Origin of the sequence: Enterobacter cloacae complex sp. SHL009 (assembly GCF_049237205.1) — a bacterium.
Classification (GTDB): Bacteria; Pseudomonadota; Gammaproteobacteria; order Enterobacterales; family Enterobacteriaceae; genus Enterobacter; species Enterobacter cloacae_M.
Genome location: NZ_JBMKIW010000001.1, coordinates 386,045 through 398,561, shown reverse-complemented (window position 1 = coordinate 398,561; position 12,517 = coordinate 386,045). Strand labels below are relative to the sequence as shown.

The 12,517-nt window shown below is 55.9% G+C and carries 11 protein-coding genes; 3 read left to right on the top strand and 8 right to left on the bottom strand.

The window, feature by feature from the left end; genetic code table 11:
- Window positions 1–5 precede the first annotated feature (5 nt).
- The 5 genes from fabD to yceD all read right to left on the bottom strand — a co-directional run bounded on the left by fabD (window position 6) and on the right by yceD (window position 3,737).
- Window positions 6–935, bottom strand: coding sequence for an ACP S-malonyltransferase (gene fabD / locus ACOTZC_RS01895; RefSeq protein ID WP_421635563.1), 930 nt, complete (start codon window positions 933–935; stop codon window positions 6–8).
- Window positions 936–950: 15 nt separating this feature from the next.
- Window positions 951–1,904, bottom strand: a complete 954-nt coding sequence (locus ACOTZC_RS01890; protein WP_023311150.1) for a beta-ketoacyl-ACP synthase III — start codon at window positions 1,902–1,904, stop codon at window positions 951–953.
- Between the two features lie 6 nt (window positions 1,905–1,910).
- Window positions 1,911–2,945, bottom strand: a complete 1,035-nt coding sequence (gene plsX, locus ACOTZC_RS01885) for a phosphate acyltransferase PlsX (RefSeq protein ID WP_059290957.1) — start codon at window positions 2,943–2,945, stop codon at window positions 1,911–1,913.
- Window positions 2,946–3,025: 80 nt separating this feature from the next.
- Window positions 3,026–3,199: a 50S ribosomal protein L32 gene (rpmF, locus tag ACOTZC_RS01880; protein WP_003857964.1), complete on the bottom strand. Its 174-nt coding sequence runs from the start codon at window positions 3,197–3,199 to the stop codon at window positions 3,026–3,028.
- Window positions 3,200–3,215: 16 nt separating this feature from the next.
- Window positions 3,216–3,737: a 23S rRNA accumulation protein YceD gene (gene yceD, locus ACOTZC_RS01875; RefSeq protein WP_014883375.1), complete on the bottom strand. Its 522-nt coding sequence runs from the start codon at window positions 3,735–3,737 to the stop codon at window positions 3,216–3,218.
- A 140-nt stretch (window positions 3,738–3,877) separates the two neighbouring features.
- On the opposite strand from yceD, the gene ACOTZC_RS01870 reads away from it, so the two are divergent.
- Window positions 3,878–4,462 (top strand): Maf family protein, encoded by a 585-nt coding sequence (locus ACOTZC_RS01870; RefSeq protein WP_045620260.1) that lies wholly within the window; start codon window positions 3,878–3,880, stop codon window positions 4,460–4,462.
- A gap of 65 nt (window positions 4,463–4,527) precedes the next feature.
- On the opposite strand, the gene rluC is transcribed toward ACOTZC_RS01870, so the two are convergent.
- Complete coding sequence (rluC, locus tag ACOTZC_RS01865) at window positions 4,528–5,475, bottom strand: 23S rRNA pseudouridine(955/2504/2580) synthase RluC (RefSeq protein WP_024909023.1); 948 nt, start codon at window positions 5,473–5,475, stop codon at window positions 4,528–4,530.
- Window positions 5,476–6,047: 572 nt separating this feature from the next.
- Between rluC and rne the strand changes: the two genes are divergently transcribed.
- The gene (gene rne, locus ACOTZC_RS01860; protein WP_248161224.1) at window positions 6,048–9,182 is read left to right on the top strand and encodes a ribonuclease E; all 3,135 of its coding nucleotides are present in this window, start codon (window positions 6,048–6,050) and stop codon (window positions 9,180–9,182) included.
- Between the two features lie 41 nt (window positions 9,183–9,223).
- Here rne and ACOTZC_RS01855 read toward each other — a convergent pair whose 3' ends face one another.
- Window positions 9,224–10,126 (bottom strand): LysR family transcriptional regulator, encoded by a 903-nt coding sequence (locus ACOTZC_RS01855; RefSeq protein WP_023311145.1) that lies wholly within the window; start codon window positions 10,124–10,126, stop codon window positions 9,224–9,226.
- 145 nt (window positions 10,127–10,271) lie between these two features.
- Between ACOTZC_RS01855 and ACOTZC_RS01850 the strand changes: the two genes are divergently transcribed.
- A complete protein-coding gene (locus tag ACOTZC_RS01850) occupies window positions 10,272–11,486 on the top strand; it encodes an MFS transporter (protein WP_045620258.1) in 1,215 nt (404 codons plus the stop codon).
- Between the two features lie 75 nt (window positions 11,487–11,561).
- On the opposite strand, the gene flgL is transcribed toward ACOTZC_RS01850, so the two are convergent.
- On the bottom strand, window positions 11,562–12,515 hold the full coding sequence (flgL, locus tag ACOTZC_RS01845; protein WP_045401873.1) for a flagellar hook-associated protein FlgL: 954 nt from the start codon (window positions 12,513–12,515) through the stop codon (window positions 11,562–11,564).
- Window positions 12,516–12,517: the final 2 nt, after the last annotated feature.

The following is a 12,517-nucleotide window of genomic DNA, read 5'->3' as shown; positions in this document are numbered from 1 at the left end:
CTCTTTTATTGCGAGAGTGCCGCTGACATCGCTTCCGGCTCGTTAATCGCCGAGGCTGTCAGGGTGTCAACAATACGTTTTGTCAGACCGGTGAGGACTTTACCTGGGCCGACTTCATACAGGTGCCCAACGCCCTGAGAGGCCATAAACTCAACGGTTTTGGTCCACTGTACCGGGCTGTAGAGCTGGCGAACCAGCGCGTCGCGGATAGCTTCCGGTGCGGTTTCGCATTTCACATCGACGTTGTTCACAACGGAAATCGTCGGTGTGTTAAACGTTATTTTTTCCAGCTCAACCGCCAGCTTCTCGGCGGCAGGCTTCATCAGAGCACAGTGAGACGGCACGCTGACCGGCAGTGGCAGCGCACGCTTAGCACCCGCTGCTTTACAGGCCGCACCCGCGCGTTCAACCGCTTCTTTATGACCGGCAATAACCACCTGGCCCGGCGAGTTGAAGTTTACCGGAGAGACAACCTGGCCTTCAGCAGATTCTTCACACGCTTTTGCAATTGCAGCATCATCCAGACCGATGATGGCAGACATGCCGCCCGTACCTTCCGGCACCGCTTCCTGCATGAATTTACCGCGCAGTTCCACCAGACGTACCGCGTCAGCAAACGCGATCACGCCGGCACACACTAGCGCAGAGTATTCACCCAGGCTATGACCCGCGAGCAGCGCTGGCGCTTTACCGCACTGCTGCTGCCAGACGCGCCACAGCGCAACGGACGCGGTCAGCAGCGCTGGCTGAGTCTGCCAGGTTTTGTTCAGTTCTTCGGCCGGACCCTGCTGGGTCAGCGCCCATAAATCATAACCCAGTGCATCAGAAGCTTCACGGAAAGTCTCTTCAATTACCGGATAGTGTGCTGCCATTTCAGACAACATCCCAACGGTTTGAGAGCCCTGGCCCGGGAACACAAAAGCAAATTGCGTCATTTTTTATTCCTTATACTAGAAACGAACCAGCGCGGAACCCCAGGTGAACCCGCCACCGAAGGCTTCAAGCAAGACCAGCTGGCCCCGTTTGATTCGTCCATCGCGTACCGCTTCATCAAATGCGCACGGTACCGACGCCGCAGAGGTGTTGCCGTGACGATCCAGCGTCACGACAACGTTATCCATCGACATGCCCAGCTTTTTCGCGGTCGCGCTGATGATACGCAGGTTCGCCTGATGCGGCACCAGCCAGTCGAGCGCGGTACGCTCAAGGTTATTCGCTTCCAGCGTTTCATCAACGATATGTGCAAGCTCGGTTACCGCCACCTTGAACACCTCGTTCCCTGCCATAGTCAGGTAAATCGAGTTGTCCGGATTAACGCGATCGGCGTTAGGCAGGGTCAACAGTTCGCCGTAGCTGCCATCAGCATGCAGATGCGTAGAGATGATACCCGGCTCTTCGGACTGCCCCAGCAGCACCGCGCCCGCACCATCACCAAAAATAATGATCGTTCCACGATCGGTTGGATCGCAGGTACGCGCCAGCACGTCAGCACCGATCACCAGCGCATATTTAACGGCACCGGATTTCACGTACTGATCGGCGACGCTCAGCGCATAGGTGAAGCCTGCGCACGCGGCAGCGACGTCAAACGCCGGACAGCCTTTAATACCGAGCATGTTCTGCACCTGGCATGCCGCGCTTGGGAAAGCATGTGTGGCAGACGTCGTGGCGACCACGATCAAACCAATCTGTTCTTTATCAATGCCCGCCATTTCGATAGCACGCTGTGCGGCTTCGTAACCCATGGTCGACACGGTTTCGTCTGGCGCGGCAATACGACGTTCACGGATACCTGTGCGCGTGACAATCCACTCGTCAGACGTATCTACCATTTTTTCCAGATCGGCGTTAGTACGCACTTGTTTTGGCAGGTAGCTGCCGGTACCTAAAATCTTCGTATACATGTACGCTCAGTCACTTTTAGCTAATACAGATTCCAGGCGAGCGGCAATCCGCTGAGGGACTTGTCGCTGCACCGCCTGCACTGCCTGTTCAATCGCGACAGCAAATGCTCGCTGATTGGCGGCGCCATGACTCTTAATCACGATGCCGCGCAATCCTAACAGACAGGCGCCATTATACTGGTCGGGGTTGAGGTGACTGAATCGCCGCGTCAGGCTCTTTTGTAACCAACGCTTCAATAAAATCAGCCACCAGGCGCTTTTTTTACCTTCTCCCTGAGATTTCAGCAGAGAAAGAAACATGCGTACGACCCCTTCCATGGTCTTCAACGTGACGTTCCCGGTGAAGCCATCGCACACCAGAACATCCGTTTTACCCGTCAACAACTCATTGGCTTCGAGATAACCAATATAGTTGATGGAGGGAACCTGTTTGAGCAATTCAGCCGCTTCGCGAATGCTGTCCAGGCCTTTGGTCTCTTCTTCACCAATGTTCAGTAACGCAACACGGGGAGTGTTGATTCCGACAACTTCTTCTGCCAGCACCGATCCCATCACGGCAAACTGAGCCAGCATAGTACTATCACAGTCGACGTTAGCGCCCAAATCGAGCACTACCGTCTTGCCCTTCTGCTGATGCGGTAACACCGTTACCAGCGCCGGACGCTCAATACCTTCAATAGGTTTGAGCAGCAATTTCGAGAGGCCCATCAGCGCGCCGGTATTCCCCGCGCTGACGCAAGCCTGAGCTCGCCCTTCTTTCACCAGCTCCAGCGCTATCCGCATAGAGCTGCCACGACTATTGCGAATGGCCTGCGAGGGTCGGGCATCACTGGCAATAACTGACTGCGCAGGGATAATCTGCAGACGCGAACGTTGTTCAAAGTCAGCTTTTGCGAGTAATGGCGTGATTGTGTCGGGATTGCCGACTAAAAGGAGTGTGAGTTGCGAATTAGAATTCAGTGCCTGCAATGCTGCAGGCACTGTCACGGAAGGGCCAAAATCCCCCCCCATGACATCTAACGCCAGGGTTAGACGTGTCAAGGTATCGTCGCAGCCTGGTTCGGTAAATTCCCCGTTTGCACGGGGAAATCCTCACTAAGCCTAATCACGCTTGCGCGTGATTACTTAGTGATAACCTTGCGGCCGCGGTAGAAACCGTCAGCGGTGATGTGGTGACGCAGGTGTTTCTCACCAGAAGTCTTGTCTACAGACAGGCTGGTAACTGCAGTCAGCGCGTCATGGGAACGACGCATGCCACGTTTGGAACGGGTTGGTTTATTCTGTTGTACGGCCATGGACCTTACTCCTCAATTACTTACGCTTTAAGCTGGCTAATACGGCAAATGGGTTTGGTTTTTGCGCTTCATCAGGCAGTTCCCCAAAGACCATGTCCGCCTCGGACACTTCACAGTGTTCAGAATCATGCACCGGAACCACTGGCAAGGTGAGGATGATTTCATCTTCAACCAGAGCCAGAAGATCGATTTCACCGAATTCGTTAACCTCAATCGGCTCATACGCTTCCGGGAGTGCTTCAGCCTGTTCGTCAGAACGAACCGGACTGAAACAATACGTTGTGTGAACATGCTGTACAAACGGTTTCCCGCAACGCTGACACTCGAGCGTTACCGTCACCTTTGCATCACCGGTTAAAACGGCGAGACGCTGGTTGTCGATAGCGAACGACATGGAGCATTCTACATCACTGTCCACACTGACTACGGATTCGGCAATACGCTCAGCCTGATCGGAAGTATAGATACCTTCGTAATCGAGGCGTTTTTGAGCCGTACGAACCGGATCAAGAGTCAGGGGTAATTTTACCTTTTGCATAGGGCGCGCATATTAACTTTGTAACGTCATAGAGTCAAAGAAAAAGGCAACCAGAGCTGCCTTTTGCCAATTATTCGCACACATTGCGGCCTGTAGTTTAAAATGGCTGGCATCGATACGCTATATCTGGTGATAAAAATATGCCAAATCTCGTCCTTGCTTCCACATCTCCCTACCGCCGAACGCTGCTGGAAAAGCTCGGGATCCCGTTTGAATGCGCCGCGCCAGAGGTGGATGAGACGCCACAGCCGGGCGAATCACCGCGTCATCTGGTGATGCGTCTTGCTAAAGAGAAAGCGCAGTCGCTGGCCGCACGTTACCCCGCACATTTGATTATAGGCTCAGACCAGGTTTGCGTGCTGGACGGCGAAATCACCGGCAAGCCCCATACGGAGGAGAACGCCTGTCAGCAGCTTCTGCGTGCGCGAGGCACTATCGTGACCTTTTATACCGGCCTGGCGCTCTATAACTCCGCCACCGGTCATCTGCAAACCGAATGCGAGCCGTTCGACGTACACTTCCGCCATCTCAGCGAGCAAGAGATCGTGGATTATGTGCGCCGGGAACGTCCGCTGAACTGTGCGGGAAGCTTTAAAAGTGAAGGATTGGGGATTGCGCTGTTCGACAAGCTGGACGGACGCGATCCCAACACGCTGGTGGGGTTACCGCTGATTGCCCTGTGTCAGATGTTAAGACGAGAAGAGTGTAATCCGCTGACCATATGACTGGAAGGTTGCGGCCTGATGCCCTCACCCCAGCCCTCTCCCACAGGGAGAGGGGGGAAGCAAAATCAGCCGCGCAGAACCTTAAGACAGCGTTTCAACTGCTCGTCCAGCGGCGCTTCAATACGGATGACTTCCCCCGTATTTGGATGGGTAAACTTCAGCGCTGCCGCATGCAGGAACAGACGCGACAGCCCCGTCCCCGCCAGCTGCTTATCAAACTCGCGGTCGCCATAGCGGTCATCAAAGGCAATTGGGTGCCCTGCAAACTGCGTATGCACGCGGATCTGATGGGTACGACCTGTCACCGGACTGCAGCGCACCAGCGTGGCAAACTCATAGCGCTCTTCAACTTTAAAGCGTGTCTCAGACGGTTTCCCTTCCTGGCTTACGCGGACAATACGTTCGCCGCTTTGCAGAATATTCTTCAGCAGCGGCGCCTGCACTACTTTTACATGGGACTGCCACTGACCGCGCACCAGCGCCAGGTAGTCTTTCTGCATCCCTTTTTCACGCAGCTGTTCATGCAGCGAACGCAGCGCAGAACGCTTTTTCGCCACCAGCAGTACGCCAGAGGTATCACGGTCAAGACGGTGCACCAGTTCAAGGAAGCGTGCTTCCGGGCGCAGGGCTCGCAGCCCTTCAATCACGCCGAAGCTCAGGCCGCTACCGCCATGAACAGCTGTTCCTGACGGTTTATTGAGCACCAGAATGTGGTCATCTTCGTACAGGATCACATCGCTCAGGGCCGCCACTTTCTGTAGCTTCGGTGAAACGGTCTCTTCTTCACGTTCCGCAACGCGCACCGGCGGAATACGCACTTCATCGCCCGCCTCGAGTTTGTACTCGGGCTTCACGCGTTTTTTGTTCACCCGCACTTCGCCCTTACGCAGGATGCGGTAAATCATGCTCTTTGGCACACCTTTCAACTGGGTGCGCAAAAAGTTATCGATACGTTGCCCCGCGTCATCTTCGGCGATGGCAACCATTTTTACGGCTGGAGTCTCTGTTTTCATGGTTGGCGATTCTAAATATCGTCAGCCATTAGCGCCACTCATTTTTCTATGCTTATATTTACTTTTATCCGGCCAGCTCCCCGTTTCGCGCAACCGATTTGGTGGTTATTAAACCAATCGCCATTCTGAAGTGAAGAAACTGTGAGTAACCGGGTGATAATTGGTAAAAGTCATCTTGCTATAACCCGGCGAGCAGTGGAATAATGAGGCTGTTTTCCGTGTTAAATCCTGGTTAAGTAAGGATGTTGACGGAATGACCAATTTTGTCTGACCGATCATCCACGCAGCAATGGCGTAAGACGTATTGATCTTTCAGGCAGTTAGCGGGCTGCGGGTTGCAGTACTTCCCGGTATAAGGATTGTTCTCTGGAGAGTTCTACCCAGGCAATTCCCCTGATAATTGCGCTGTGTTTCCGTATGAAATACAGGCAACCGACACTCTGCGCCTCTTAAGCGAGCGACAACCGTGAGGTTGGCGACGTGAACAGACACGAGGCCATCGGTTCATACCCCGGAAAGCGTCACCTTGCCCGCAGCTTTGTCGTCAATGTAAGAATAACGAGTAAGTTACGATGAAAAGAATGTTAATCAACGCAACTCAGCAAGAAGAGTTGCGTGTCGCCCTTGTGGATGGGCAGCGCCTGTACGATCTGGATATCGAAAGTCCTGGACACGAACAGAAAAAAGCGAACATTTACAAAGGTAAAATCACCCGCATTGAACCAAGCCTTGAAGCTGCATTTGTCGATTACGGTGCTGAGCGTCATGGTTTCCTCCCTCTGAAAGAAATCGCCCGCGAATATTTCCCCGCAAACTACAACGCCCATGGCCGCCCAAACATCAAAGATGTTCTGCGTGAAGGTCAGGAAGTTATCGTTCAGATTGATAAAGAAGAGCGTGGCAACAAAGGTGCCGCGCTGACCACCTTTATCAGCCTCGCAGGGAGCTATCTGGTTCTGATGCCTAACAACCCGCGTGCGGGTGGCATCTCTCGCCGTATCGAAGGTGATGACCGTACCGAGCTGAAAGAAGCGCTGGCAAGCCTCGAACTGCCTGACGGCATGGGGCTTATCGTGCGTACCGCAGGCGTTGGCAAATCAGCCGAAGCGCTGCAGTGGGACCTGAGCTTCCGTCTGAAGCACTGGGAAGCCATTCAGAAAGCAGCCGAAAGCCGCCCTGCTCCGTTCCTGATCCACCAGGAAAGCAACGTTATTGTGCGTGCCTTCCGTGATTACCTGCGTCAGGACATCGGTGAGATTCTGATCGATAATCCGAAAGTGCTTGAGCTGGCGCGCCAGCACATCGCCGCGCTGGGTCGTCCGGATTTCACCAGCAAAATTAAACTGTACACCGGCGAGATCCCGCTGTTCAGCCACTATCAGATCGAATCCCAGATTGAGTCCGCTTTCCAGCGTGAAGTGCGTCTGCCATCCGGCGGTTCTATCGTTATCGATACCACTGAAGCGCTGACCGCTATCGACATCAACTCCGCGCGTGCAACGCGCGGTGGCGATATCGAAGAGACCGCTTACAACACTAACCTCGAAGCCGCTGATGAAATCGCCCGCCAGCTCCGCCTGCGCGACCTGGGTGGTCTGATTGTTATCGACTTCATCGACATGACCCCTGTTCGCCACCAGCGTGCGGTTGAAAACCGTCTGCGCGAAGCGGTGCGTCAGGACAGGGCGCGTATCCAGATTAGCCATATCTCACGCTTTGGCCTGCTGGAGATGTCCCGTCAGCGTCTGAGCCCGTCTCTCGGCGAGTCCAGCCATCACGTTTGTCCGCGCTGCTCCGGCACCGGTACCGTGCGTGATAACGAATCGCTGTCCCTCTCCATTCTGCGTCTGATTGAAGAAGAAGCGCTAAAAGAGAACACCAAAGAGGTTCACGCCATTGTGCCGGTGCCAGTTGCCTCTTACCTGCTTAACGAAAAACGTGCAGCGGTAAGTGCGATTGAAGCGCGTCAGGGTGGCGTTCGCTGCATCATCGTGCCAAACGACCAGATGCAGACCCCACACTATCACGTGCTGCGCGTGCGTAAGGGCGAAGAGACGACCACCCTCAGCTACCTGCTGCCGAAGCTGCATGAAGAAGAGATGTCCCTGCCTTCCGATGAAGAGCCAGCCGAGCGCAAACTGCCAGAGCAGCCTGCGTTAGCGACCTTCATCATGCCTGAAGCACCACCGGAAGCAGCTCTGGAAAAACCTGCTGCCAAACCTGCAGCGCAGAAACCAGAAGCAGCGGTAGCGAAAGCCCAGCCGGCACAGCCGGGTCTGCTGAGCCGCTTCTTCGGCGCGCTGAAGAAGATGTTTGCTGAAGAAGAAGTTCAGCCAGAGCAGCCGAAAGAAGAGCCAAAAGCAGCCAAGCCAGAGCGTCAGCAGGACCGTCGCAAGCGTCAGAACAACCGCCGCGATCGTAACGACCGCAGCGATCGCAATGACCGCAGCGAGCGTCGTGACAACCGTGACAACCGCTCTGAGAATAACGAAGGCCGTGAGCAACGCGAAGACAACCGTCGCAACCGTCGCGAGAAACAGCAGCAGAATGTTGAAGATCGTGAAATTCGCCAGCAGGCGGGCGATGAGTCTGAGAAGAGCAAACAGCGTGACGACCAGCAGCCGCGCCGTGAACGCAACCGTCGCCGTAACGACGAGAAGCGTCAGGCACAGCAGGAAGTCAAAAACCTGAACCGCGAAGAGCCTGTTGAACAGCAGGACGGCGAGCAGGAAGAACGTACTCAGGTAATGCCACGTCGTAAGCAGCGCCAGCTTTCTCAGAAAGTTCGCTTCGCCTCTGAAGCAACCGAAGAGTCTGGCGCTATCGCGGTTGAAACCAGCGAGAGCACAACCAGCACGCAGCTGGCGAAAGTTGACCTGCCAGCGGTCGTTGAAAACAACGTTGAGCAGGATGATAACGGTGAAAACCGCGATAACGCCGGTATGCCGCGCCGTTCACGCCGTTCTCCACGTCATCTGCGCGTCAGCGGCCAGCGCCGTCGTCGCTATCGTGACGAGCGTTACCCGACTCAGTCGCCAATGCCGCTGACTATTGCCTGTGCTTCGCCAGAAATGGCGTCCGGCAAAGTCTGGATCCGTTACCCGGTTGCTCGTCCGGAGCAGGTTGTTGAAGAACAGCCTGTAACCGAAGAGGTAATTGCACCAGCAGCCGCGGTAGAAGCTGTCGTGACTGAAGCGGCAACCGTGGTTGAACCTGAGGTTGTTGAACCTGAGCTTGTTGAAGCTGAAGCCCCTCACGCAGTGGAAGTAGAAACCACCCATCCAGAAGTGATTGCCGCGCCGGTTGATGCCGCACCGCAGCTTATCGCCGAAGAAGATGCCGTGGTGGCTGAGGAAGTCGCTGAAGAGGCTGAACCTGTAGCCGCAGTGGAAAACACCGCCGAAACCCTGATTGAAACCACCGCTGAAGAAGTTGTTCAGGACGTTGAGATTCAGGTTGAACCGGTTGTCGAAGAAGCGAAAGCGCCTGAGGTGAAACCTGAGCCGGTTGTTTCTGCACCAGCCGCAGCCCACGTGGCGACAGCACCAATGACGCGCGCCCCGGCACCGGATTACGTGCCTGAAGCCCCGCGTCACAGTGACTGGGTACGCCCGGCATTCAGCTTCGACGGTAAAGGCGCTGCAGGCGGCCACAGTGCAACGCATCAGGCGACTGCACCGGCGACGCGTCCGCAGTCTGTCGAATAACGACGCTGAAAGTAAAAAGCCGACCTTCGGGTCGGCTTTTTTTATGGCTGCTGTACGGGCTTTCTCATTCCGGTCACCTCAGGCATGACCTGCCGCATCAACTCCAGAAAACGCCGCAAGCGTGCCGGATAATAGCGGGACCAGGGGTAAACAAGATGCACCGGTAACGCCGCTGGCTGCCAGTCTGGCAGCAAATGCACCAGCCGCCCTTCCCGAATATCATCCTGTACCGTCCAGCTGGATACCACCGCCACGCCAAGGCCGGTGAGCGCCGTATTGCGTGCGACATACAGACTATCGGTGCTGAGGCGCGGGGTAATCGCCACTCGCGCGGTGGCGGGTGATGCATCGTGAAAAAGCTCCACATGGCGCTGGTAGAAAGAGCTGATCGCTATCCAGGGAAACTGCTGCAAATCCTCCGGCGTGTTGACCGTCGGAAAACGGGCCAGCAGCGCCGGTGAAGCCACCACCGAGCGCGGCACTTCGGCCAGCAGCACGGACACGGTCGCCGGATCGACTTCCACGCCCACCCGAATCGCACAGTCCAGGTTGTCGCCGAGGAAGTCCGCCGACCGATCGTTGAGCATCCACTCAATCGAAAGCTGCGGATAGCGTTGCAAAAACTCGGTTACGGGTTTCAGAAGCTGGTCCTGACCAAACGCGTGGGGAGCGCGCACCCGCAGCACGCCTACCGGCTCATCTTCCGTCTGCCCCACCTCATCTTCCAGCGCCAGCCAGCTGTCAATCACCCGACGGGCGTGCTGATAGCAGCGCTCGCCGTCATCCGTCAGCCGCGTCGTGTGGGTGGTGCGCAAAATCAGGCGCACGCCCAGCATGGTCTCAAGCGACTGTAACCGTCTGCTTACCGTGGCCTGGGTAGTGGCCAGCTGCCGCGCCGCCGCTGAGAGGGAGCCCGCCTCAACGATACGAACAAACGTCCGCATTAACTCCACCCTGTCTATACGCTCAGCTCTTTTCATCGCATTTTCACTTATACGTTCAGCGTATAAGCGTTTTACCACCGGGCCCGCTACCGTCGCAAGGCGTACTGATAAAAAATAGCCTCACACGACGAATGAGGAACATCTTATGAACACAACAACCGCCGCCCATGCCGTGAGCCGCTGGGTAATCTTAATGCTGGCGATCGGTGCAGGTTTCAGCGTGGCATCTATCTATTATGCCCAGCCTCTGCTGCCGCTGATGGGCGCAGACCTTCATCTGAGTATCGAAGGAATGGGCCTGGTCCCGACGCTCACCCAGGCGGGATATGCCCTGGGGATCCTGTTCCTGCTGCCGCTAGGCGATCGCCACGACCGCAGGACGTTAATCCTGATAAAGAGTGCGGCGCTGGCGCTGTTTCTTCTCGGCTGTAGCCTGACCGGGCAGATCCACTCTCTGCTGCTGGTAAGCCTGCTCATCGGCATGGCCGCCACCATGGCACAGGATATCGTCCCTGCCGCAGCCATCCTTGCGCCGGAAGGTAAACAGGGGAAAACCGTGGGCACGGTAATGACCGGGCTGCTGATGGGTATCTTATTATCCAGAACCGTGAGCGGCGTGGTGGGCGAAGCGTTTGGCTGGCGCGTCATGTACCAGCTGGCGGCGGCGAGCATTGCGTTCATCGGGGTGATGATGTGGTTTGTGCTTCCCCGTTTTGCCATTCACTCCACGCTGAGCTACCCCGCGCTGATGCGCTCAATGGAACATCTCTGGCGTCGCTATCCGGCGCTGCGCCGTGCGGCGCTGGCTCAGGGTTTTCTGTCGATTGCCTTTAGCGCCTTCTGGTCTACGCTTGCGGTCATGCTGCTGGAACGCTATCACCTGGGGAGTGCCGTAGCGGGTGGTTTTGGTATTGCAGGTGCCGCCGGTGCGTTAGCTGCCCCGCTGGCAGGGGGTCTGGCAGATAAACTGGGCGCAGGAAAAGTCACGCAGCTTGGTGCCGTTCTTGTGACCGTATCATTCGCCCTGATGTTCCTGATGCCCGCGCTGGGCGTTCAAGGACAGCTGATTCTGATCGCCATCTCCGCCGTTGGGTTCGACCTGGGTCTGCAGTCCAGCCTGGTCGCTCACCAGAACCTGGTATATAGCCTTGAACCGCAGGCGCGGGGCCGTCTCAACGCCCTGCTCTTTACGGTGGTCTTTATCGGGATGGCGCTGGGTTCCGCGTTAGGCAGCAATATTTACTCGCTGGCCGGCTGGACGGGCGTGGTCGCGCTGGCGACGGTCTGTGGCGTCATTGCGCTGGCAATCCGTCTGATAGAAAGCGCACGAGTCACCTCCGCATCAGCAGAAGTTGCATAAAAAAAATGCCCAATCCAGACGGATTGGGCAGTAAAACATGCCCAGTTTCAAGACATGTTCCAAGAGGTCAAGATGTTATTTGTTCAGCTGGAACAGAGACATGCCCTGCATATCGCTAAACGCTTTATAAGACGCCTGCAGGGCCGCCTGCTGCATGGTGTAAGAGGAAATCGCTTCGTTCCAGTCAACATCAACCAGGTCACTCATCTGCTTGGTCTGACCCAGCGCGCGGTCATCGCCCAGCGTATCGAGTTTTTCCAGCTCGTTCATCTTGGTTCCCACATCCGCAACGACCGTCAGGATATTGTTCTGGGAGTTTTTGATGCCGATTTGCGCATTGGCAATCACCTGGCTTTGCGCCGTTGCGGCAGCCGGATCGTTCTCAATCGGTATCTTCAGCGAGGCAATAGCAGAGTCCAGAATTTTGAACATGTTGGTCTGGCCATATCCACCGCCCGGCAGCTGTTCCGCATTACTGGTAATGCTTTCGAAAATTTGCTGGCCGGTATGGCTAATGGTCATATTTCGCGCCGTATCAACCTGCTGCGAGATGGCCTCTGCGCCGCCGTTATAATCCCCGGTCACGGCATCAAACGGTGCGCTCTCGGTTTTGTATCCCGCGAAGATAAAGCGACCATTGCCATCCGTCGTGTTGGCCAGGTTCATCAGCTGATCGCGGATCCCCTGGATATCGGTCGCCAGAGAAAGACGGTCGTCATCGCTTAATGTGCCGTTCGACGCGTAAACTAACTTCTCGCGCACGCTTGAGATTGCGGTGTTGACCTGGGTTAACACGTTATCTTCCAGCGAGACCTTCTGCGTTGCAAAGGTACGCGCGAGCGCGAACTGGCTGTTTTGCGACTGAGACTGTGACAGCACGATGGCCTGCGACGCGGCGATAGGATCGTCCGAAGGACGATTGACGCGCTTGCCGGTGGACATCTGCTCACCGTAGCTCAGCCATCTGCTCTGGGAATCGGTGATCCCACGCATGTTCTGCTCGTACATCATCTGGGTGCTAATACGCATTG

Bases quoted from the DNA above. Each gene is read 5' to 3' on its own strand.
- fabD (WP_421635563.1), bottom strand. From the start codon at position 935: ATGACGCAATTTGCTTTTGTGTTCCCGGGCCAGGGCTCTCAAACCGTT.
- ACOTZC_RS01890 (WP_023311150.1), bottom strand. From the start codon at position 1,904: ATGTATACGAAGATTTTAGGTACCGGCAGCTACCTGCCAAAACAAGTG.
- rpmF (WP_003857964.1), bottom strand. From the start codon at position 3,199: ATGGCCGTACAACAGAATAAACCAACCCGTTCCAAACGTGGCATGCGT.
- yceD (WP_014883375.1), bottom strand. From the start codon at position 3,737: ATGCAAAAGGTAAAATTACCCCTGACTCTTGATCCGGTTCGTACGGCT.
- ACOTZC_RS01870 (WP_045620260.1), top strand. From the start codon at position 3,878: ATGCCAAATCTCGTCCTTGCTTCCACATCTCCCTACCGCCGAACGCTG.
- rluC (WP_024909023.1), bottom strand. From the start codon at position 5,475: ATGAAAACAGAGACTCCAGCCGTAAAAATGGTTGCCATCGCCGAAGAT.
- rne (WP_248161224.1), top strand. From the start codon at position 6,048: ATGAAAAGAATGTTAATCAACGCAACTCAGCAAGAAGAGTTGCGTGTC.
- ACOTZC_RS01855 (WP_023311145.1), bottom strand. From the start codon at position 10,126: ATGCGGACGTTTGTTCGTATCGTTGAGGCGGGCTCCCTCTCAGCGGCG.
- ACOTZC_RS01850 (WP_045620258.1), top strand. From the start codon at position 10,272: ATGAACACAACAACCGCCGCCCATGCCGTGAGCCGCTGGGTAATCTTA.
- flgL (WP_045401873.1), bottom strand. From the start codon at position 12,515: ATGCGTATTAGCACCCAGATGATGTACGAGCAGAACATGCGTGGGATC.